Below are 20,898 nucleotides of genomic sequence, written 5' to 3'. Positions count from 1 at the left end.
CCCCGCCCGCGCCTCAGAGCCTGTCGGGCGGCCTTCGACCGGTTGGCCTCCGGCCGGGTGGCCTTCGACCGGGTGGCCTTCGACCGGGCGGCCCACGACCGGGCGGCCCACGACCGGGTGGCCTCCGGCCGGGCGGCCACGTCCTGGCATGCACGCTCCCGAGTCGTCGTCGGTCGCCAACGCCCCTTCCCCAAGCTCTCGGTCCCGCTCGACCAGGGGAGACCCCATCCGACTCCCTCCTCCGCCGGGAAGCGCACGCACCGGACCGCGTCCGCTGTCCGGTCGGAGGCCCGACAGGCTCTCACTCCCGCGACGGCCCCACCACCGAGCGGGCGAAGCCCAGTTCCACCAGGTCCTGGGGGCGCAGCCGCAGCTGGTCGGCCGTGGCACGCACCTCGTGCGGAGCGCGCTTCAGGATCGCCGCCGCGAGTTCCGGGGCGATCACCGAGAAGTAGCTGTCCCGGGTGACATGGGTGTTCCCCGGTGCCGCGAGTGCCAGCGCGCCGCCCGAACCGCCCTCGCCGATCACCAGGGTGGTGACGGGAACCCGGGCCTGCGCCATCGCCGCGAAGGCGTCGGCGATTGCGGCGCCCGCACCCGCCCGTTCCGCCTCCGCGTCGTTCGCCGCGCCCGGGGTGTCGATCAGGGTGAGCACGGGGACACCGAGCCGGTCGGCCAGCCGGATCACCCGCGCCGCCGCGCGATAGCCGGCCGGGCGGGTCGCGGTGCCGCACTGGGCGACGTACGCGATTGACCGGCCGTCGCGCCGCCCGAAACCGCAGAGCAGCCCGGGATCCGTGCCCCCGCAGCGGTCGCCGCCGAGCGGGAGCCGGTGGTCGAAATAGGCGTCCAGATACGCCTCGGCGCGCGGCCGGGCGGGCGAGCGGGCCTGCCGGACCGCGTCCCAGCCGCTCTCCGGGAGGCCGGTGGCGGACAGGGCGTCCGGCACGGGGGCGGGAAGTGCCGGGGAGCCCGGGGCGTGCAGCGCCCGCAGCCAGTGCGCCACCGTCTGCGGGAGTTCCCCGGGCGGGACGACCGCGTCGATCTGCCCCGCGGCCAGCTGGCCCTCGGCGGTGTACGCGTGGGGGTCCGCGTCCGGGGGCCGTACCCGGGAGCCGGCGAACCCGATCTGGGCGCCCGGAAGCGCCAGGATCACATCGGCGCCCGCCCCCAGCGTGGCCCAGCCGCCGCCCGTCGTCGGGTCGCGCAGGACCGCGAGCTGCGCCGGGCCCGCCGCCCGCAGCCGCGCCGAGGCACGGGCCACCCGCTGGAGCTGGGTCAGGGCGACCATGCCCTCCTGCATCCGGCTGCCGCCCGTCGCGATCAGCGAGACGAGCGGCAGCGCCCGGGTCCGGGCGGCCTCGTACGCGGCCTCCAGCCGGTCTCCGGTGCGCTGACCCAGCGAACCGCCCAGGAACCCGAACTCGAACGAGACCAGCACACAGCGCCGGCCGCCGACCGAGGCGAGGCCGTGGACGACGGACTCCTCCTCGCCGGTACGGGCGGCGGCGCGGGCCCGGGAGTCCGCGTACCCGGCCCAGGAGAGGGGCCCGTCCCCGTCGCGGCCGGGCGCGGCGCTCTCCCCGGGCACCGCCGACTCCTCGAAGTCGTCGGTGAGTGCCGCGACCGCCTCTCTTGCCGTCAGCCGGTCAGGCATGGAGCGACCGCTTCATGATCTTGCCGAGGTCGTTGCGGGGCAGCGCCTCCAGGTAGCGGACCGTGCGCGGGCGCTTGTGCGGGGACAGCTGGGCGGCCACATGGCCGGCGAGCTCGTCCGCGGACGGCGGCGACGCCGGGTCGGCCGGCACCACCCAGGCGACGATCCGCTCGCCCAGATCCGGGTCCGGCTCCCCGGTGACGGCGGCCTCGCGGACGCCGGGGTGGTCCAGGAGCGCGTTCTCGATCTCACCGGCGCCGATCTTGTAGCCGCCGCTCTTGATCAGGTCGGTGGCCTTGCGCCCGACGATCCGTACATAGCCGTCGGCGTCCCGGGTCGCCATGTCGCCGGTACGGAACCAGCCGTCCCCGGTGAGTGCGGCGGCCGTGGCGTCCGGGCGGTTCAGGTAGCCGGTGAAGAGGTTCGGGCCGCGCACCTGGATCTCGCCGATGGCGTCGGGGCCGGTGGCGTCGGAGGCGAGGACGGTGCCGTCCTCCTCGACCAGGCGGAGCTCCACACCGCGCAGCGGCGCGCCGACTGTTCCGGGGCGCGGCTCGCCGTCGGCCCGGACGCCCGTGTTCATCAGGGTCTCCGTCATGCCGTACCGCTCGATGACCCGGCGGCCGGTGGCCGCCGCGATCCGTTCGTGGTCGTGCACCGGCAGCGCGGCCGACCCGGACACCAGCAGCCGGGCTCCGGCCAGCGCCTTCGCCAGACCGGCCGCGCCGGGGCCGGAGCCGTCGAGGGCCTCGGCCAGCCGGTGGTACATCGTCGGTACGCCGAAGAGCATCGTGCCGCCGGACGACAGCTCCCGGGCCACTCCCTCGGTGGAGAACCTGCCCAGGTGCCGCACCGATCCGCCCCGGCGCAGCGGCCCCAGCACGCCCAGGATCAGACCGTGCACATGGAACAGCGGCAGGGCGTGGACGAGCACGTCGTCGCCGGTCCACTGCCAGGCGTCCTCCAGCGCGTCCAGCGAGGCGGCGATCGCCCGGCGCGGCAGGATCGCGCCCTTGGGCGGGCCCGTGGTGCCGGAGGTGTAGACGATCAGCGCGGGGGACTCGGGAGAGGGCTCGGGCAGCGCGGCGCCGGAGTCCCGCGGGCCGGTGTCGACGTCGATGCGGTCCAGCGCCTCCAGCACCGGCGGGAGCGGGTCGTCCGCCCCGGCCAGCACCACGGTCGGTTCGCTGTCGGACACGATGTGGGCGAGCTCGCGCGTCCCCGTCTTCGGGTTGAGCGGAACCGCGGGCACCCCGGCATGCAGCGCGGCCACGACGGCGATCACGGTCTCGGGGGTGGGAGTGGCCCAGACCGCGACCCGTCCGGCGCCGGCGATGCGCGCGGCGAGCGCTGTGGAGGCGGTGGCCAACTGCTCGTAGGTCATGGTGTGTTCGCCGAACCGGGTGGCTTCCCGGGTCGAACCGTCATCCGGCACAAACAGAAGAGGAGTCACCCACCGCACCCTAAGGGCTGCCGCAAACGGAGACACCGGAGCGGTTTCGAAAGTCCCGCCCGGGCGGGGGCTTCCGGCACGGACGCTCGCCGCGTTGTCGGTCGGCGCACCGGACGCCCCCGACCCCGCCCTCCGGGCGGACGACGCCACTTTCGGAACTCGCCCCAGGGCCTGTCCGGCGGATCACGGCCGGGGTCGCGGCGTATGGCACGGCGCCTCGCGGCGTTGCCGAAACGTCCGAACAGCTCCGCTATTGGGACCGCCCGGCGCCCTGCGATGCACCGCACCGGACGCCGCGCCCTGTCCGACCCTGATCCGCCGGACAGGCCTTAGGCCCGCTGGAGTCCGCGCATGCGGCCGTACGCGTACACGCACCCCGCCAGCGCCAGGTCCGACAGCAGCATGAAGCCGATGGAGTACGAGCCCTTCGCGCTGTAGATCGCCCCCATCACCAGCGGCGGCACGAAGCCGCCCAGGCCGCCCATCGCGCCGACGATCCCGGTCACGCTGCCCACCTTCGCCTGCGGTGTCACCTGCGAGACCAGGGCGAAGACGCTGCCGCTCGCGGTGCCCAGGCCCGCCGCCATGCAGAGCAGCGCGATCGTGCCGACCGGGGTCAGCGTCGGGTCGAAGGCCTGGACGATCGCCATCAGGGCGGCCAGGCCGAGCGCCGCCGCCGTGACCAGGGCCGGGTGGAAGCGGTCCGAGAGCCAGCCGCCGATCGGCCGGAAGACGACCGTGACCAGGGCGAAGCCGGCCGCCTTCGTGCCGGCGTCGGTGGGCGACAGGCCGTACCAGGTCTTCAGGTACGTGGGGAGGTAGACGCCGAACGCGACGATGCCGCCGAAGCCGATCGCATACAGCGCGGACAGCTCCCAGGTGACCCGCAGGCGTCCGGCGTCGGCCAGCCGGTGGGCGAGCGAGGCGGTCGGCACCGGGCGGTCCGGACGGTCGGTGATCAGCACGGCGGCCAGCGCCGCGTACACCACGAGCGCCGCCGCGACCACCAGATACGGCAGGTTCTCACCGTGCCCGGCGATCCTCGGGGTGAAGTACCCGGACAGGGCGACACCGCCCATCCCCATGCCGAAGATTCCGAGCGCGAGCCCCCGCTTGGCCGGCGGGAACCACGAATTGACCAGCGGGATGCCGATCGCGAACGTGGTGCCGCCCAGGCCCAGCAGAAAGCCCACGACGAGCATCGCGCCGTAGGAGTCCCGCGCCGGGATCAGCAGCAGTACGGGCGCGATGGTGAGCGCCGAGATCAGCGGGAACATCAGCCGCGCACCGTACTTGTCGGTGAGCGCGCCCACCGGGATCCGGCCCAGCGAACCGACCAGCACCGGCACCGCCACCAGCAGCGACTGCTCGACCGAGCTCAGCCCCAGCCGCTCCTTGTAGTCCCCGGACAGCGGCGCGATCAGATTCCAGGCCCAGAAGGTGAGCCCGAAACCGATCGTGGCCGTCACGAGGTTGCGATACGCGGCCGCGGACGACGCGTCGAACGTGGCGGGGGACTGCTTGACGGCGGTATCCACCCCCTCAGTCAAGGGCGGCCGCAGGCCCCGAGCCCGCCGGAATCCGCCATGCGGGTCACGCGTGACCCAGGGCCGGGAACGGGGGCGGGATGCCGCCGGACGCGACTTAACCGGTCACAAACCGGACAAAGCTGCGACAATCGCAGTATGGACCGTCTGGACAGAGAAATCCTCGGCATCCTCCAGGAGGACGCCCGGATCTCGTACCGCGATCTGGGCGTACGGGTCGGGCTCAGCGCCAACGCGGCAGCCGACCGGGTGCGCCGGCTGCGCCGCGACGGAGTCATCCGCGGCTTCACCGTGATCATCGACCCGGCCGCCGACACCCGTACCGGACTCGTCGTCTTCATCGACGTGACGCTGCGGATCGATACGACGAACGAGGTGTTCGAGCGGGCGGTGCTCTCCCTGCCCGGCATCACCGAAGTGGTCCATGTGACCGGCGGCCACGACTATCTCGTACGGGCCGCCGTCGCCGACACCGCGGCCCTGGACGGACTGCTGCGCAGGCTCAAGCGGGAGGCCGGGGTCGCCCACTCCAGCACCCGGGTCGCGCTCAGAGCGGCGCCTGCCAGGTGACGGTCGACGGGCGCGAGCCGTCCTCCTCGCGCCCGTCGTCGGCGACCGTCAGCCGGACCGCCGCCCGCCCGTCCGGAAGAACGGCCGTCGCGTCCACCTCCACCTCGATCGCCGAGACCCCGGCCCGCCGGTGCGCGGCCGCGAGCGCGCTCCGCAGCGCGGCGAGCAGCTGCCGGTCCACGGGCTCCCGGACCAGCGCGTCGACCGCCCCGGTGAAGTGCACCGACGGCGGGAAGCCGAGCACGGCGGCGGCGCCCCCCGTCTCCCGCAGCACCCGGCCGCGGAAGGTGGCGGGGGCCTCGGCGGGCGGCTGCTGAAGGGCGAAGATCGCAGTCCGCACCTCCTGAATGGTGGAGTCCAGCTCGTCGACGGCCCTGCCCAGCAAGTCGTCCGTCTCCGGGGCGGCGGCCCGGCGGCGGGTCGACTCCAGCATCATCTCGGTCGCGAACAGTCGCTGGACCACGAGGTCGTGCAGATCGCGGGCGATCCGGTCCCGGTCCTCGTACACCGCGAGCTGCTCCCGGTCCTGCCGGGCGTCCGCCAGGACCAGCGCGAGCGCCGCCTGCGAGGCGAACTGGGTGGCCAGCAGCCGGTCCACCGCCGTGTACGGGCGGTCACCGCGCCGCCGGGGCAGGGCGAGGGTGCCGATCAGCCGCCCGCCGCTCTGCAGCGGCAGCATCATGCTGGGGCCGAACCGCGAGCGCACATGTGTCGTCATCCGCGGATCGGTCGCCGAGTCGTCTATGAACACCGGCTCCCCGCCCAGCAGCTGGACCAGCACCGGGGAGCCGGGCTCGATCGCCGTGCCGACGATCCCGGCCGGGTCGTCGAGCGTGGACGCGGTGACGATCTCCATGCCGCCCGCCTCGTCGGGCTGGAGGATGACCCCGGCGCTGGCGTCGGCGAGCGTTCTGGCCCCTTCGGCGACCGTCATCAGCGCGTCGGCGGCGCTCCCGCCGGTCAGCAGTGCGGTGGTGACGGCGGCCGCCCCCTCGATCCAGCGCTCCCGCTGCCGGGCCGCCGCGTACATCCGGGCATTGGCGATCGCGATGCCGGCCTGCGCGGCCAGTGCGCTCAGCACCGCCTCGTCCGAGTCGGTGAACCGGCCGGTGTGCTTCTCGGTGAGGTAGAGGTTGCCGAAGACCTGGTCGTGGACCCGGATCGGCGCCCCGAGGAAGGAGCGCACCGGCGGATGGCCGGACGGCACCCCGCCGGCCCACGGGCCGGCGGCCGGATCGTCGTGGCGCAGCGGCTGCGGCCCGTCGGCGGGTGCGCCGAGCATTCCCGAATGCCCGTTCGGGAACCTGTCGATCCGCTGCCGCTCGGTGTCGTCGAGCCCCGTGGTGTACAGCTCGTCGATGGTGCCGAGCTCCGGGTCGAGCACGCCGAGCGCGCCGTACCGGGCTCCGGTCAGCGCCGTCGCGGTGTCCACGATCTGCTGGAGCATGACCGGCAGTTCGAGATCGGAGCCGATGCCGAGCAACGCTTCCAGGAAAACCGACAGCGGGGGCTTCTCCGGGACGGGTTCCGCCGCGGCGGTCTCCTCGCCGGGCGGCCCCGCGGCCGTATCCGTCGTGTCGTCGGTCATGCGCCGCACCCCCGGGGTGTGCTCAGCAGGCGATCGGGTCAAGGACCATCGGCTCGATCTTTCCGTCCAGCATGGCACCGAGCCCCAGCACCGCGCAGACGTCCGGGCGCTCCGCGATGTGTACCGCCATGCCCGTCGCGTTCCGCAGCATCTGGTCGAGGCCGGGCAGCAGCGCGCTGCCGCCGACCATCATGATCCCGCAGTCCACGAGGTCGGCCACCAGATCCGGCGGGCAGTCGCGCAGGATCGCGCCGAGCCCGTCCAGGACCGCGGTGAGCGGGGCGTGGATGGCCTGGCGTACGGCGGCGGTGTCGACCTGCACCGAGCGGGCCAGCCCGGTCGCCACGTCACGGCCGTGGATCTCGGTCGTTGCGGGCCCGTGCGCGGTCAGACCGCCGCTGAGCGCCAGTTGCAGCGGGCGCACCGACTGGCTCGGCAGCATCAGCGCATGGTGCTGACGCAGATGCTGGATCACCGCGTGGTCGATGGCGTCGCCGCCGACCGGGATGCGTACGGCGGTCACGATCGAACCGAGCGAGAGCACCGCGATCTGGGTGGTCGCGGCCCCGCACACCATGATCATGGATGCGGTCGGCTGCTCGACCGGAAGTCCGCAGCCGACGGCCGCCGCGATCAGGGTGTCGACCAGTTCGACCCGCCGGGCACCGATCCCGACCATCGTCTCGACGGCGGCCCGCTGGGCGAGCGGATCGCTGTCGTGCGGGGTGCAGGCGGCGGCCCGCAGCCGGGGCTTGCGGCGCAGCTGGCGGCGGAGCTTCTCGCCGAGCAGATGGCGGAGCATCCGCTGGGCCATCTCGATGTCGATGACGGTCCCGCCGGTGACCGGGCGGACCACCCGGATGTAGTCGGGGGTGCGGCCCGTCATCTGTTCGGCGAGCGCGCCGACGGCGATGAGCGACCCGGTACGGGTGTTCACCGCGGCCACGCTCGGCTCGTCGACGACGAGCCCGAGGCCCTTGACGTACACCCGGGTCCGGGCGGCCCCGAGGTCGACGGCGACATGGCAACGGCGCAGCTGCTCAAGGCTGACGGTCACGGCAGGTTCTCCCGAGTGCGCGGACGACGGCACCGGCAACAGCCGGTTCTCTCTGGCATCGTGCGCCGTTCGGAGTCCTGGCGCGCGCCGGGATGAGCCGTAGGAGGTACGAGGCTGACGGTCCGGCAGCAGGGGGCGGTACGCGGCTCGGCGCGGCGAACCGCAGGGCCTACCCGCCCAAGGGGCCCGGCTCGCCCAGCATCCGGCGCAGCAGGTCCCGCAACATCGTCCGGTCCCCGTCCGACAGCTCGGCCAGCGGCTCCCGGGCGAAGGTGAGCGAATCGCGCAGCTGCTGCGCGGTCCGCGCGCCCAGCTCCGTCGGAGCGGCCAGCTTCACCCGTCGGTCGGCCGGATCCGGCCTGCGCTCCACCAGACCGCGCGTCTCCAGCCGGTCGACGATGCCGGTGACGTTCGACGGCTCGCACTTCAGCTTCTGGGCGACCCTGCGCATCGGCATCGGCTCCAGCGAGAGCAGCCCGAGCACCCGCGCCTGCGCACCGGTGAGCGAGTGGGCTGCCGCCGCCTCGTCGTACTCCTCGTAGTAGCGCGCCACGACGGTGCCGATGAGCTCGACGACTTCGAGGGTCAGGGGGTCTGTGCGTGGGGTGGCCATGACACCCAGGATAGCCGGTTGCTTGACAATATGAAATATTTAGGAGCATGGTTGTTTCACTGTATGAAGTATTTCGCTGCCCCGGTGCGTCCCCCACCGCCCCCGCGGGAGCTTCCACCACCTCGTAGGACATTGAGGAGAACCCGAGCCCATGTCAGCTGCACTGCCCACGTCCGGCCGTGAATGGCACCTCGTCGCCCGCCCCCACGGCTGGCCGAAGGCCGAGGATTTCGCGCTGCGTGAGGCCCCGGTCACCGCACCCGGCGAAGGCCGTGTCCTCGTCCGCAATCTGTACTTCTCGGTCGACCCGTACATGCGCGGCCGGATGAACGACGTGAAGTCGTACACCCCGCCCTTCGAGCTCGACCACCCCATGGACGGCGGAGCGGTCGGCGAGGTCATCGCCTCGAACGCCGAGGGCTTCGCCGTCGGCGACCACGTCCTGCACGGCCTCGGCTGGCGCGAGTACGCCGAGCTCCCGGCCGAGCGCGCCGTGAAGGTCGACGCCTCGCTCGCCCCGCTCTCCGCCTACCTCGGGGTGCTCGGCATGACCGGGCTCACCGCCTACGCGGGCCTCTTCGAGGTCGCCTCCTTCAAGGAGGGCGACGCCGTCTTCGTCTCCGGTGCGGCCGGCGCGGTCGGCAGTCAGGTCGGCCAGATGGCGAGGATCAAGGGCGCCTCGCGGGTCATCGGCTCGGCCGGCTCCGACGAGAAGGTCAGGCTCCTCGTCGAGGAGTACGGCTTCGACGCGGCCTTCAACTACCACGACGGCCCGGTCGCCGAGCAGCTGCGCGCGGCCGCCCCCGACGGCATCGACGTCTACTTCGACAACGTCGGCGGCGAGCACCTCGAAGCGGCGATCTCCTCGCTCAACCTGCACGGCCGCGTCACCGTCTGCGGAATGATCGCCCAGTACAACGCCACCGAGCCGACCCCGGGCCCGCGCAACCTCGCCCTCGTCATCGGCAAGCGGCTGCGCATCCAGGGCATGCTCGTCAGCGATCACGCCGCGCTCCAGCCGCAGTTCGTCCAGGAGGTCGCCGGCTGGCTGGCCTCGGGCGAGCTGAAGTACCGCGAGACCTTCGTCGAGGGCATCGAGAACGGCTTCGACGCCTTCCTCGGTCTGCTGCGCGGCGAGAACACCGGGAAGATGATCGTCTCCCTCGTCTGACAGCCGCCCCGGTTAGGCTCCATGTACAGGCCGTCGCGATCACGGGCGCGATTCGCGGCGCACAGCAGGAGGAATCCTCAGCATGACCATTCAGGACATCACCGTTGCCTACACCGCCGTCGCCACCGCCGAGAACGGCCGTGACGGGCGCGTCTCGTCCGACGACGGCAACCTCGACGTCATCGTCAACCCGCCCAAGGCCCTGGGCGGAAGCGGCGCGGGCACCAACCCCGAGCAGCTCTTCGCGGCCGGCTACAGCGCCTGCTTCCAGGGCGCGCTGGGCGTGGTGGCCCGCCAGGAGAAGGCCGACATCTCCGGCTCCACGGTGACCGCCGCGGTCTCCATCGGCAAGACGGCCGAGGGCGGCTTCGGCCTGGAGGTGGCGATCAGCGCCACCATCCCGAACGTCGACACCGCCACCGCGCGGGCGCTCGTCGAGAAGGCCCACCAGGTCTGCCCGTACTCGAACGCCACGCGCGGCAACATCAAGGTCGAGCTGTCGGTCGCCTGACCGCCCCGCTCACGGCGGACCGAGGGCCGCACCCCTTCGCGGGGTGCGGCCCTCGGTCCGCTGTCGACAACCGCCCGTCCGGCGGTTCCCTTCCCACCAGTACGCTGACGTCATGCGTGATCTAGGGGCGGGCTTCGGCTACTTGACAAACGGACAGCGCTGGGTCGGCCGGCACGGACGGTGGTTCGGCCTCGGGCTGCTGCCCGGACTGATCACCCTCGTGCTGTACGCGGGGGCGCTCGTCGGTCTCGGCTACGGCGCCGACGACCTGGTGAACTGGGCGACCCCGTTCGCCGACGACTGGTCCTCGCCCTGGCTCGGCGTGTTCCGCACCACCCTGACCGTGCTGGTCTTCGGCCTCGGGCTCTTCCTCGCCGTGATCACCTTCACCGCCGTGACACTGCTGATCGGCCAGCCCTTCTACGAGTCGCTCTCCGAGCAGGTCGACCGCACCGAGGGCGGCGAGGTCCCCGAGTCCGGGCTGCCGCTCTGGCGGGAGCTGTGGATCTCCGCCCGCGACAGCGTCCGCATCCTGGTGCGGGTGGGGCTCTACTCGGTGCTGCTCTTCGCCCTCGGGTTCATTCCGGTGCTCGGCCAGACCGTCGTCCCCGTGCTCGGCTTCTGCGTCACCGGCTACTTCCTCGCCGAGGAACTCACCGCCGTCGCGCTGCAGCGCCGCGGCATGGTCCTGAAGGACCGGCTCGCCCTGCTGCGCGGCCGCCGCCTGTTGACCCTCGGCTTCGGCGTACCCCTGGGGCTCGCCTTCCTGATCCCGTTCGTCGCCGTGTTCCTGATGCCGGGCGCCGTCGCCGGAGCCACCCTGCTGGCGCGCGACCTGGTGGCGCCGGAGGACGAGGACGACGCCGATCCGGCACCCGTGCCGTACACGCTCGACGAGGGCTGAGGAGCGCCCCCTACCGAGACCGGGGTGTGGCAGCGGGCGGGCTACGGACTGTTCCTGTCCGCCGCCCGCTTCGGCTGGTTCGTCCTGGTCGCGCTGTTCTTCTCGAACTCGCGGCTGTGCACCTCGATGCCGAGGTGGCAGAAGGCCCTCAACCGGGGCATCGGGTCGGTGCTCGTCGGGCTGGGCGTCACCCTGGGCCTGTCCCACTGGGCGACGCCCAGCCAAACCCGGGTCAGCTGCTGTGCACCTCCAGCGCCGACCGGACCGCCGACTCCAGCGCCCCCTCGATCCAGGCCGGCTTGATCGAGGTGTGGTCGCCGGCGAAGTGCAGCGGCCCCTCGACCGAGCGCACATCGGCGAACAGTTCGGTGTGCTGCCCCGGCAGCAGCACCGACGCCTCGCCGTACGCGTACGGGTCGCGCATCCACGACTGGGTGGCGCCCGCGCCCGTGTAGAAGACCTCGACGCGCTGCCCGTACACGTCCTGCACCCCGCCCAGGGCGTGCGGGTAGCGCTCGTCGTCGTCCAGCGAGTCCCACTTCAGCGCGTCGTCGGCCCAGCTGTACGAGGCGAGGACGACACCGCCCGCGCTGCCCTCGACCGGGTGCGAGGGCTGGAAGACGAAGCGGTTGGCGTTGTCGGTGACCGATCCGCCGCCGATGACGTGCGCCGCCTCGGGCTGGTTGCGGGCGGTGGCCCGGTGAGCCGCGTAGTGCACGCGCTGGTTGGGCGGGAGGTGGCCGGGCGGCACGGAGGGGTGGGCGCCCAGCAGTGAACCGTCGGCCGGTGCCTTGCCCAGCCGGTAGGCGTCGTACAGGCCGGGCTTGATCCGCTCCAGCTCGGTCTTCCAGTCCTTCTCCTCGAACTCCCACCAGCGGCGGCTGAATTCGAGCAGCACCTTGGTCGCCGCGTCGTAGTGGATCTCGGTGATCGCGCGCCGCTTGCCGTACGAGAGCGCGGGCGTGACGGGGATGTGGCGCAGTCCGGAGAACGGCACGGTGATGATCGCCCGGTCGCCGCGGAAGGTCTGCCGCACCAGCGGCCTGCCGTCGCGGCCCTCGGAGACCGTCTCGACCTCGACGCCGTCGGTGCCGTGACTGATCCGGGTGGCCCGGCGGTCCAGCCGCACCAGGTCCTTGACCCGCTCGTACATCGCGTCGGCGAGGACGCCCGTGCCGCCCGGCAGCTCGAAGAACGCGGTGTCCGGGCTGATCAGGGAGGCCCCGATGAAGCTGTGCACAAAGGCGAGGTGCAGCCGGGAGGTGAGGTTCTCGACCGTGCCGATGAGGTCGATGGTGCGCTCGTCGAGCTTGGCCGCCTCGGTCAGGAAGCGGAACATCGACCAGTGCCCGTACCGCTGGATCACCCGCGCCCAGCCCTCGACGAGCTCCCGGCCCTCCTTGCCCTCGAATTCCTTGCGCACGGGCGCGAACGCCTCCCGCACGATCGTCGCGGCGGCCTTGTCCTCGAACGCGGCGGGCACCCCGAACGAGCGGTTGATCGCCTGGGGCTTCGCCGCGTAGTCGGCCTTGCGCATCCGGATGCCGTTGACGTGGATCCAGGTGCGGTTGGCGGGCTTGCCCTCGGCGTCGACATCCACCAGGTGGAAGCGGCGGCGCTTCAGGTCGAAGCTGTCCATGAGGCCGGTGACCAGCGGGTGGCTGTCGGGGATGCGCATCGCGCCGGCCTCGGCGGTCTGCTTCGGGTCGGCGAACGGCGCCTTCGCGTTCTCGTGACCGCCCTGGCGGAAGGTCTTGATCCGGCCGCCGACGCGATTGCCGTTGGCCTCGATGACGGTGACGGTGTGCCCGGCCTCGCGGAGCAGATGGGCGGCGGTGAGCCCGGCCGGGCCGGCGCCGACGATCAGCACCTTCTTGGGGCTCTTGCGGCCGCGGGGCAGACCCTTGGAGAGCAGGATGTCGCGGTAGTACGGGACCAGCGGCTGGTCCTGTTCGTCGCGTACGAGGATGGCGCGGGCGACGGCCAGGCAGGCGTTCCAGTCCGAGCCGGTGGCCGCGGGGGCGAGCGCGGTGCCGACTGCGGCGGGGGAGCCGGCGGTGCCGGGCGCGGCGGCGCCCGCGGTGCCGGGGGCCGCGGCGACGGCCAACGCGGCGGCACCGGCGGTGGCGCCCGTGATCAGGGAGCGGCGGGAGGGCAGGCCGGAGGAGGGTCCGGCGGGCTCGGTAGTCATGCGGCAACCCTGGGGCGCCCGGAGGGGTGCCCTGCGCCCGGACGCGCGTAGACCGGCCCGAAATCACTCGCAGGGGGAACGCATTGATCTGGTTCCGCTGCGCGTCGCCGCAGGCCATGTCACGATTATCGGTTCTTCGCAGCCCCTTGTTCCGGCGGCTGCAGCAGCGCCAGGAAGTCCCCGAACGCCGCGGGCATGTCCACCGAGTCCGGATCCAGCAGCCACTGGTACTGGAGCCCGTCCAGCACCGCGACGAGCAGCGGAGCAGCGCGCTCCGGAGTCAGCCCGCCCGGCAGCCGTTCGCCGTACTCCGCGCGCAGTATCGCCGCCATGCTCGACCGGACCTGGGTGTAGCGGCGGGTGAAGAACTCCCGCGCGGGATGCCCCTCCGTCACGCTCTCGCCGAGCAGTGCCGAGAACGTCTGGACGATGCCGGGCCGCATCGCGTTGTACTCCACCAGCGAGGCCAGCAGCTCGATCCGCCAGACGCCGTCGCTCCGGGTGCCGCCGCCGGTGTCCCACTGGTCGCGCTCCGCCAGCACGGCGACGAGCAGCGCCTCCTTGGTAGGGAAGTAGTGCAGGAGCCCCTGCTGGCTGAGGCCGACCCGCTCGGCGACCGCGCTCAGCGAGGCGCCGCGATAGCCGCGCTCGGCGATCACTTCGAGGGTGGCCCGGACGATCTCCGCCCGCCGCTCCGTACTCCTGCCCCGCACCATCGCCCCGGCCCCTTTCGGCGCTCCACCGGTCCTGCACTGGGGACCGTACGCCATCCGAATATCACGGAGTAATAACGAAACCTACTGGTCTACCTGCCGTGGGGTCAGTATGGAGGCATTCAGTCCGGATTCCGACGAGGAGGTACGGCCGTGGCAGGCGCGTCCACACCCACCAACCCCGATGCGGCCCGCGAGACCGCGGTCGAAGCGGCGCTCGCCGCGCTCGGGCTCGACGACAAGGCGCGGCTGCTGGCCGGCCAGGACATGTGGTCGCTGCCCGCACTGCCGGCTGTGGGGCTGGGCTCCCTGGTGATGTCCGACGGGCCGATCGGCGTCCGGGGCGTCGCCTGGAGCGCCGACGACCCGTCCGTCGCCCTGCCCTCGCCCACCGCGCTGGCCGCGACCTGGGACCCGGCCCTGGCCCGCCGGGCCGGCCGGCTGCTGGCGCAGGAGGCCCACCGCAAGGGGGTGCACGTCCTGCTCGCCCCGACCGTCAACCTCCACCGTTCCCCGCTCGGCGGGCGCCACTTCGAGACGTACAGCGAGGACCCGTACCTCACCGGCGAGATCGGCACCGGCTATGTGCTCGGGGTGCAGGACGGCGGAGTCGGCACGACCGTCAAGCACTTCGTCGCCAACGACGCCGAGACCGACCGCTTCACCGTCGACAACGTCGTCGCCCCGCGCACCCTGCGCGAGATCTACCTCGCCCCGTTCGAACGCATCGTCAAGAACGCCCACCCGTGGGGCATCATGGCCGCCTACAACCGGGTCAACGGCTCCACCATGACCGAGCACCGCTATCTGCAGAACGCGGTGCTGCGCGGCGAATGGGGCTTCGACGGCTTCATCGTCTCCGACTGGCTGGCCGCCCGCTCCACCGTCGCCGCCGCCGACGGCGGCCTCGACGTCGCGATGCCCGGCCCGAAGACGGTCTACGGCAAGGCGCTCGCGGACGCCGTGCGGGCCGGCGAGGTCGCGGAGTCCGTCGTCGACGGCGCCGTACGCAATGTGCTGCGACTGGCCGCCCGTGTCGGCATCCTGGACGGCGCCCCGCCCGTCGTCGACGAGGCCGGCCGCCCCTCCGCCGTCGACGGCGAAGCGCTGGCCCGCGAGATCGCCCGCCGCTCCTTCGTCCTCGTACGCAACGAACGCGCCGCCCTCCCCATCGACCCGGCGGCCGTCCGCAGCGTCGCGGTCAGCGGGGCACTCGCCCGGGACGCCCGGGTGCTCGGCGGCGGCTCCGCCCAGGTCTTCCCGCCCCACGTCGTCAGCCCGCTCGACGGCCTCCTCGCCGCCCTCCCCGAGGGCGTCGTCGACTACCGCGTCGGTGCCGACCCCAACACCGAACTCACCCCCGCCGAGAAGGGCTTCGGGCTCAAGGCCGTCTGCTACGACGAGTCCGGCACCGTCATCGGCTCCGCGCCGCTGCGGGGCGGCACCGTCCAGTGGATCGGCGACGAACTCCCGGAGGGCGTCACCCGCGGCACGCTGCACACCGTCGAGATCACCGGCACCTTCGTCCCGCGCGACAGCGGCGAGCACGTCTTCGGCACCCGCGGCACCGGCGCGTTCACCCTCACCGTCGCGGGCGAGACCCTGTACGACGGGATCCACCGGGTCACCGGATCCGCCGACCCCGGCGAGGCCTTCTGGGGCAACCCGCTGGAGCGCGGCCGGATCGCCCTCACCGCGGGCGAAGCCGTCGAGGTCTCGCTGCGACAGGTCCCCGAGACCCTGGACGACGACCAGCCGGTCCCCGGCGTCTCGTTCTCCCTCTGCCACCTCGCCCCGCGCCGCGACCCCCAGGAGCTGATCGCCGAGGCCGTCGAGGCGGCCCGCGCCGCGGACACCGCGATCGTCGTCGTCGGCACCACCGAACGCGTCGAGTCCGAGGGCTTCGACCGCACCGACCTGAAGCTCCCCGGCCACCAGGACGACCTCGTCCGGGCCGTCGCCGCCGCCAACCCGCACACCGTCGTGATCGTCAACTCCGGCTCCCCGGTGGAGCTCCCGTGGCGCGACGAGGTCGCCGCCGTGCTGCTCGGCTGGTTCCCCGGCCAGGAGGCCGGCCACGCCCTCGCGGACGTCCTGCTCGGCGCCGGGGAACCGGGCGGGCGCCTCCCCACCACCTGGCCGGCCGCGCTCGCCGACGTCCCGGTCTCCGACACCACCCCCACCGACGGCGAACTCCACTACGACGAGGGCGTCTTCGTCGGCTACCGGGCCTGGGAGAAGGCGGGCACCGCGCCCGCTTACCCCTTCGGGCACGGACTCGGCTACACCACCTGGGAGTACGAGAGCCTCACGGCGGGCCCGGACTCCGCCACCGTCCGCCTCCGCAACACCGGCACCCGGCCCGGCGCCGAGACCGTCCAGATCTACCTCGCCCCGCAGGGCGACACCGCCGAACGCCCGGCCCGCTGGCTGGCCGGCTTCGCACGGGTCGAGGCGGCACCCGGCGAGAGCGCCGAGACGGTGATCGCGCTGGAGCGGCGCACGTACGAGATCTGGGACGAGGAGGCGTACGACTGGGTCCTCGTCCCCGGCACGTACGAGGTGCAGGCGGCCCGCTCGCTCGCCGACGTACGTCTGACGGCGACCGTGGGCATCAAGGAATAGCGGACGGGCGGCAGGCGACGTTCACCTCCGTCGCGACGCCCGGCACGCACTCTCACCGCACCGGACGAAAACCCGAGTACAACCCAGTACGAGGACTTCCGGCCGGCACGCCGAGAGCACGCACCGGACGCCGCTCCTCGACGGGCAGACGTTGCCTGCCGCGGCACCACCGTCAGCGCACCGTGAATCCGTACACGGTCGTCGAGACGAACTCCTCGCCCGGCCGCAGCACCGTGCTCGGGAACGCGGGCCGGTTCGGGGAGTCGGGGAAGTGCTGGGTCTCCAGCGCGATCCCGGCGCACGGGCCGAAGGGCCGCCCGTCGAAGTGGTCCGCCGTGTACAGCTGGAGCCCCGGCTCCGTCGTCGTCACGGTCAGCACGCGCCCCGAGGCCGCGTCGTACAGCTCGGCCGCCGGAACCGTTCCCGCCGCGTCGAGCACGAAGTTGTGGTCGTAGCCCGCACCGACCGGCCGCGGCTCACGGAAGTCGAACCGGGTCCCGTCCACCGGCAGGAACTCGCCCGTGGGCAGCGACTCGGCGTCCGCCGGGGTGATCCGCCCGGCCGCGATCCGCAGCGCCTGCCCGAGCGCGCTGCCGCTGCCGGCGCCGGCGAGGTTCCAGTACGTGTGGTTCGTCAGGTTCAGCACCGTCGGGGCGTCGGTCGTCGCCCGGTACGCGATCCGCAGCGCCCCGCCCTCGTCCAGGGTGTAGGCCGCCGACACCGCGAGATGGCCCGGGAAGCCCTCCTCGCCGTCCTTTGAGACCAGCGAGAGCTCCACACCCTCGGCCACCTCCCGCGCCCGCCACACGCGCTTGTCAAAGCCCCTGGCCCCGCCGTGCACCTGGTTGCGCCCCTCGTTCGGCGTCAGCCGGTGCGTGCGCCCGTCCAGCTCGAAGCGGGCCCCGCCGATCCGGTTCGCGTACCGCCCGACCAGCGCGCCGAAGTACGGGCCGGGGAAAGCCTGGTACCCGGCCAGGTCCCGCAGCCCGAGCGCGACCTCGGCCCGCGTCCCGTGCCGGTCCGGCACCTCGACCGACTGCACGATGCCGCCGTACGTCAGCACGCGCACCCGCGTACCGTCCCGCTCCAGCGTCCACCGGTGTACGCGGCTGCCGTCCGCGAGGGTGCCGAAGTCTTCCGTACGTATCCCCGTGCCCGAACCCATGACCATGATCACGGACCTTACGCCGGAGGCCGGGCGGCGGTGACATTGCGGTACGCGATCTCCGCCAGCCTCGCCTGCCCGTCGCGCCCCGGATGGAACCAGTCCCACCGGCTGAGCTGCCTGCCGGTGAACGGGTAGTCGAAGACCGCCCCGCCGTCGTAACGGCAGCGCCGGTCCTTCGCGCACACCTCCCGGAGCACCTTGTTGTACGCCACGACCCGCTCCTGCACCGATGCGCGCCGGGCCGCCGCCCGTGCGCTCATGTCGTCCGCGTCGCCCAGCATCGACTGACAGATCCCAAGTCTCCAGATCTGCTTGCCCAGTGCGTTGCCGCGCCCCGTCGACCAGAGCCGCTTGAGGTCCGGCACGCTCGACACGTAGACCTGCGCCTTGGGCGCCCCGGCCCGCAGCTGACGCATCGACGCCTCGAACGAGGAGCGGAAATCAGCCACCGGTGTCATGTACCGCGCCGAGTCCCGGCAGGCGTCATTGGCGCCGATCATCACCGTCACCAGATCGGGCTTCTTCTTCGCGGCCAGCGCCATCTGTTCCGGCAACTGCGCGATCCTGGCCCCCGTCTCGGCGTGGTTCCAGCTGCGCGAGGAGGCCCCCGACTCACCGAGCAGCCGCACGGCCAGGCTGCGCACCTCGCTGTCCGTACCGGTCGCCCAGGAGACCTCGGGGCAGTCCGCCAGCACCGAACAGGCGTCGAAGCCGCGGGTGATGGAGTCGCCGACGGCGGCCAGGGAACCCGGCTCGCGGTCCCAGACCGGGCCCGGCCTGGGCGAAGGCTGCGCGGCCGCCCCCTTCGTCGTTCCCTCCGGGCCGGATTCACAGCCCGTCAGCACGACCGTGCCGAGCACCGAGACGGCCGCCAGGACGGCGGCCGCGCTACGCGAACGGCGACGGGCGGAACGATCCTGCATCCCTTGGTCCCCTCGGTTGTGCCCCCGGCAACCCCTGGTGGCACCGGTCTGAAGGCCCGGCCGCTCCGGCGGGTGAAAGCTGAGCGATTGATGGGCCCAGGACCGACCGTACGTCACACCTGGGCCCCCGCCGCGCGGTAGCTTTTCCTCGTCGAACCAGCGGCGCGTTCCCCCGCCCGGCTCCACTCGGGTGGCTTTCAGGAAATCACATCACGTCACATACTGTCCCTTTTCAGGAGTTTCACCCCGATGCTGTTTACTGATGACAACCTCGGGATCCGGCCGAGAACAGACGGTACGGGTACGAGACCGCTGGGGAAGGCGAACTTCGTCCCACACTGGAGGTCCCGGTGACGACACGTGGAGTTCTGTACGTTCACTCCGCACCGCGCGCGCTCTGCCCCCATGTCGAATGGGCGGTGGGCAGTGTCCTCGGTGTGCGGGTCCAGCTGGACTGGATCAGACAGCCTGCCGCGCCCGGCACCTGGCGGTCCGAGTTCTCCTGGCAGGCGCGCCCCGGCACGGCGTCCAAGCTCGCCTCCGCGCTGCGGGGCTGGGACCTGCTGCGCTTCGAGGTGACGGCGGAGCCGAACGCCACGTCGGAGGGCGAGCGCTACAGCTCCACGCCCGGCCTCGGCATCTTCCACGCCGTCACCGGCATGCACGGCGACATCCTGGTCCCCGAGGACCGGCTGCGGGCGGCGCTGGCCAGGTCCGCCCAGGGCGAGACCGACCTGGAGGCCGAGATCGCCAAACTGCTCGGCAAGCCGTGGGACGACGAACTGGAGTCCTTCCGCCACGCGGGCGAGGGCGCGCCGGTGCGGTGGTTGCACCAGGTGGTGTGAGTAGGACCGACCGGCAATCGGGGGGAGCCCCCGAAACGGACGAGGCCCGCCTTCCCAGGAGGGAAGGCGGGCCTCGTCGTGCAGGTCAGACGCTGCGGAACGCCAGGACCACGTTGTGCCCGCCGAATCCGAACGAGTTGTTGATCGCGGCGATCGAGCCCTCCGGCAGCGGCCGGGGCGTGTCACGCACGATGTCGGCCTCCACGTCCTCGTCGAGGTGCTCCACGTTGATCGTGGGCGGAGCCGTCCGGTGGTGCAGCGCCAGGACCGTCGCGACGGTCTCGATACCGCCCGCGCCACCGAGGAGGTGACCGGTCATCGACTTCGTCGCGGAGATCGCGACATGGTCGAGGTCGTCGCCCAGGACCTTGCGCAGGGCCTTCAGCTCCGCGACATCGCCCTGCGGCGTCGACGTGGCGTGCGCGTTGAGGTGCACGATCTCGGACGGCTTGAGGTCCGTCTGGTCCAGCAGGTTCTGCATCGCGGCGGCGATACCGCGCCCGGTCGGCTCGGGCTGCGCGATGTGGTGGGCGTCCGCGGACAGCCCCTGGCCCAGCACCTCGCAGTAGACCTTGGCGCCACGCGCCGCGGCGTGCTCCGCGGACTCCAGGACGACCACTCCGGCGCCCTCGCCGAGGACGAAGCCGTCACGGCGCGTGTCGTACGGGCGGGAGGCCTTCTCGGGCTCCTCGTTGTGCTTGGACATCGCCATCATGTTGGCGAACGCGGCGATCGGCAGCGGGTGGACCGCCGCCTCGGTGCCACCGGCGAGGACCACATCGGCGCGGCCGGTGCGGATCATCTCGATGGCGTACCCGATCGCCTCGGCACCCGAGGCGCAGGCGGAGACCGGGGTGTGGACACCGGCCTGGGCGTTGACCTCGAGGCCGACGTTGGCGGCCGGGCCGTTGGGCATGAGCATGGGCACGGTGTGCGGGGAGACGCGGCGTACGCCCTTCTCCTTGAGCACGTCGTACTGGTCGAGCAGAGTGGTCACGCCGCCGATGCCGGAGGCGATGACCGAGCCCAGCCGCTCGGGCTGGATCTTCTCGTCCTCGCCGGCCTTGCCGGTGAAACCGGCGTCCGCCCAGGCCTCGCGGGCCGCGATCAGCGCGAACTGCGCCGAGCGGTCCAGCTTGCGGGCGAGCGGACGGGGCAGGACGTCGCCCGGGTCGACAGCCGCGAGGGCAGCGATCCGGACGGGCAGTTCGGCGAAACGTTCGCCCTCGAGAGGCTTGACGCCGGAACGGCCGGCCGTCAGACCTTCCCAGGTCGACGCCGAGTCGCCACCCAGCGGAGTGGTTGCGCCGATACCGGTGACGACCACGGTGCGATTGGTCGAGTTCACTGGAAAATCTTCTC

18 protein-coding genes are annotated in these 20,898 nt (G+C 72.6%); 7 read left to right on the top strand and 11 right to left on the bottom strand.

Annotated elements, in window-relative coordinates; genetic code table 11:
* Window positions 1-301: 301 nt before the first annotated feature.
* The 3 genes from ACWCQ6_RS04030 to ACWCQ6_RS04020 all read right to left on the bottom strand — a co-directional run bounded on the left by ACWCQ6_RS04030 (window position 302) and on the right by ACWCQ6_RS04020 (window position 4,648).
* A complete protein-coding gene (locus ACWCQ6_RS04030) occupies window positions 302-1,657 on the bottom strand; it encodes a carboxyl transferase domain-containing protein (protein WP_451085202.1) in 1,356 nt (451 codons plus the stop codon).
* The gene (locus ACWCQ6_RS04025) at window positions 1,650-3,119 is read right to left on the bottom strand and encodes an acyl-CoA synthetase (RefSeq protein WP_451085201.1); all 1,470 of its coding nucleotides are present in this window, start codon (window positions 3,117-3,119) and stop codon (window positions 1,650-1,652) included. The genes ACWCQ6_RS04030 and ACWCQ6_RS04025 overlap by 8 nt, the downstream gene beginning before the upstream one ends.
* A gap of 320 nt (window positions 3,120-3,439) precedes the next feature.
* Window positions 3,440-4,648 (bottom strand): nitrate/nitrite transporter, encoded by a 1,209-nt coding sequence (locus ACWCQ6_RS04020; protein ID WP_451085200.1) that lies wholly within the window; start codon window positions 4,646-4,648, stop codon window positions 3,440-3,442.
* A gap of 147 nt (window positions 4,649-4,795) precedes the next feature.
* Between ACWCQ6_RS04020 and ACWCQ6_RS04015 the strand changes: the two genes are divergently transcribed.
* Complete coding sequence (locus tag ACWCQ6_RS04015; RefSeq protein ID WP_072483521.1) at window positions 4,796-5,227, top strand: Lrp/AsnC family transcriptional regulator; 432 nt, start codon at window positions 4,796-4,798, stop codon at window positions 5,225-5,227.
* Here the strand turns inward: ACWCQ6_RS04015 and ACWCQ6_RS04010 are convergent.
* The 3 genes from ACWCQ6_RS04010 to ACWCQ6_RS04000 all read right to left on the bottom strand — a co-directional run bounded on the left by ACWCQ6_RS04010 (window position 5,205) and on the right by ACWCQ6_RS04000 (window position 8,485).
* Window positions 5,205-6,815, bottom strand: coding sequence for a GAF domain-containing protein (locus tag ACWCQ6_RS04010; protein WP_451085199.1), 1,611 nt, complete (start codon window positions 6,813-6,815; stop codon window positions 5,205-5,207). The genes ACWCQ6_RS04015 and ACWCQ6_RS04010 overlap by 23 nt on opposite strands.
* A gap of 22 nt (window positions 6,816-6,837) precedes the next feature.
* The gene (locus tag ACWCQ6_RS04005) at window positions 6,838-7,872 is read right to left on the bottom strand and encodes a rod shape-determining protein (RefSeq protein ID WP_451085198.1); all 1,035 of its coding nucleotides are present in this window, start codon (window positions 7,870-7,872) and stop codon (window positions 6,838-6,840) included.
* Between the two features lie 169 nt (window positions 7,873-8,041).
* Complete coding sequence (locus ACWCQ6_RS04000) at window positions 8,042-8,485, bottom strand: MarR family winged helix-turn-helix transcriptional regulator (protein ID WP_451085197.1); 444 nt, start codon at window positions 8,483-8,485, stop codon at window positions 8,042-8,044.
* Between the two features lie 151 nt (window positions 8,486-8,636).
* On the opposite strand from ACWCQ6_RS04000, the gene ACWCQ6_RS03995 reads away from it, so the two are divergent.
* The 4 genes from ACWCQ6_RS03995 to ACWCQ6_RS03980 all read left to right on the top strand — a co-directional run bounded on the left by ACWCQ6_RS03995 (window position 8,637) and on the right by ACWCQ6_RS03980 (window position 11,374).
* A complete protein-coding gene (locus ACWCQ6_RS03995) occupies window positions 8,637-9,656 on the top strand; it encodes an NADP-dependent oxidoreductase (RefSeq protein WP_451085196.1) in 1,020 nt (339 codons plus the stop codon).
* Window positions 9,657-9,738: 82 nt separating this feature from the next.
* Window positions 9,739-10,167, top strand: a complete 429-nt coding sequence (locus ACWCQ6_RS03990) for an organic hydroperoxide resistance protein (RefSeq protein WP_451085195.1) — start codon at window positions 9,739-9,741, stop codon at window positions 10,165-10,167.
* 112 nt (window positions 10,168-10,279) lie between these two features.
* Window positions 10,280-11,071: an EI24 domain-containing protein gene (locus ACWCQ6_RS03985; protein WP_451085194.1), complete on the top strand. Its 792-nt coding sequence runs from the start codon at window positions 10,280-10,282 to the stop codon at window positions 11,069-11,071.
* Window positions 11,072-11,095: 24 nt separating this feature from the next.
* Window positions 11,096-11,374, top strand: a complete 279-nt coding sequence (locus ACWCQ6_RS03980) for a hypothetical protein (RefSeq protein ID WP_451085193.1) — start codon at window positions 11,096-11,098, stop codon at window positions 11,372-11,374.
* Here ACWCQ6_RS03980 and ACWCQ6_RS03975 read toward each other — a convergent pair.
* A complete protein-coding gene (locus tag ACWCQ6_RS03975; RefSeq protein WP_451085192.1) occupies window positions 11,304-13,262 on the bottom strand; it encodes an FAD-dependent oxidoreductase in 1,959 nt (652 codons plus the stop codon). The genes ACWCQ6_RS03980 and ACWCQ6_RS03975 overlap by 71 nt on opposite strands.
* A gap of 125 nt (window positions 13,263-13,387) precedes the next feature.
* Window positions 13,388-13,978 carry a TetR/AcrR family transcriptional regulator gene (locus ACWCQ6_RS03970; RefSeq protein ID WP_451085191.1) on the bottom strand — a complete coding sequence of 197 codons (591 nt, stop codon included), beginning with the start codon at window positions 13,976-13,978 and terminating at the stop codon, window positions 13,388-13,390.
* 150 nt (window positions 13,979-14,128) lie between these two features.
* On the opposite strand from ACWCQ6_RS03970, the gene ACWCQ6_RS03965 reads away from it, so the two are divergent.
* Entirely contained in the window at window positions 14,129-16,600 is a 2,472-nt protein-coding gene (locus ACWCQ6_RS03965; protein ID WP_451085190.1) for a glycoside hydrolase family 3 protein, read from the top strand.
* Between the two features lie 172 nt (window positions 16,601-16,772).
* Here ACWCQ6_RS03965 and ACWCQ6_RS03960 read toward each other — a convergent pair whose 3' ends face one another.
* Window positions 16,773-17,771 carry an aldose epimerase family protein gene (locus tag ACWCQ6_RS03960; RefSeq protein WP_451085189.1) on the bottom strand — a complete coding sequence of 333 codons (999 nt, stop codon included), beginning with the start codon at window positions 17,769-17,771 and terminating at the stop codon, window positions 16,773-16,775.
* 11 nt (window positions 17,772-17,782) lie between these two features.
* Entirely contained in the window at window positions 17,783-18,691 is a 909-nt protein-coding gene (locus ACWCQ6_RS03955; protein WP_451085188.1) for an SGNH/GDSL hydrolase family protein, read from the bottom strand.
* A gap of 350 nt (window positions 18,692-19,041) precedes the next feature.
* Here ACWCQ6_RS03955 and ACWCQ6_RS03950 point away from each other — a divergent pair, with 350 nt between their 5' ends.
* Complete coding sequence (locus ACWCQ6_RS03950; protein ID WP_451085187.1) at window positions 19,042-19,536, top strand: DUF3145 domain-containing protein; 495 nt, start codon at window positions 19,042-19,044, stop codon at window positions 19,534-19,536.
* Window positions 19,537-19,621: 85 nt separating this feature from the next.
* On the opposite strand, the gene fabF is transcribed toward ACWCQ6_RS03950, so the two are convergent.
* Window positions 19,622-20,884: a beta-ketoacyl-ACP synthase II gene (fabF, locus tag ACWCQ6_RS03945; RefSeq protein WP_451085186.1), complete on the bottom strand. Its 1,263-nt coding sequence runs from the start codon at window positions 20,882-20,884 to the stop codon at window positions 19,622-19,624.
* Window positions 20,885-20,898: the final 14 nt, after the last annotated feature.

The organism is Streptomyces sp. NPDC001880 (assembly GCF_053594575.1).
This window is presented reverse-complemented; position numbering and strand designations above follow the sequence as displayed.

What these genes read in the sequence shown, in the direction of transcription:
- ACWCQ6_RS03960 (WP_451085189.1), bottom strand. Translation starts at nt 17,771, where the DNA reads ATGGTCATGGGTTCGGGCACGGGGATACGTACGGAAGACTTCGGCACC.
- ACWCQ6_RS03990 (WP_451085195.1), top strand. Translation starts at nt 9,739, where the DNA reads ATGACCATTCAGGACATCACCGTTGCCTACACCGCCGTCGCCACCGCC.
- ACWCQ6_RS03970 (WP_451085191.1), bottom strand. Translation starts at nt 13,978, where the DNA reads ATGGTGCGGGGCAGGAGTACGGAGCGGCGGGCGGAGATCGTCCGGGCC.
- ACWCQ6_RS03985 (WP_451085194.1), top strand. Translation starts at nt 10,280, where the DNA reads ATGCGTGATCTAGGGGCGGGCTTCGGCTACTTGACAAACGGACAGCGC.
- ACWCQ6_RS04010 (WP_451085199.1), bottom strand. Translation starts at nt 6,815, where the DNA reads ATGACCGACGACACGACGGATACGGCCGCGGGGCCGCCCGGCGAGGAG.
- ACWCQ6_RS04000 (WP_451085197.1), bottom strand. Translation starts at nt 8,485, where the DNA reads ATGGCCACCCCACGCACAGACCCCCTGACCCTCGAAGTCGTCGAGCTC.
- ACWCQ6_RS03955 (WP_451085188.1), bottom strand. Translation starts at nt 18,691, where the DNA reads ATGCAGGATCGTTCCGCCCGTCGCCGTTCGCGTAGCGCGGCCGCCGTC.
- ACWCQ6_RS04015 (WP_072483521.1), top strand. Translation starts at nt 4,796, where the DNA reads ATGGACCGTCTGGACAGAGAAATCCTCGGCATCCTCCAGGAGGACGCC.
- ACWCQ6_RS04030 (WP_451085202.1), bottom strand. Translation starts at nt 1,657, where the DNA reads ATGCCTGACCGGCTGACGGCAAGAGAGGCGGTCGCGGCACTCACCGAC.
- ACWCQ6_RS03995 (WP_451085196.1), top strand. Translation starts at nt 8,637, where the DNA reads ATGTCAGCTGCACTGCCCACGTCCGGCCGTGAATGGCACCTCGTCGCC.
- ACWCQ6_RS03975 (WP_451085192.1), bottom strand. Translation starts at nt 13,262, where the DNA reads ATGACTACCGAGCCCGCCGGACCCTCCTCCGGCCTGCCCTCCCGCCGC.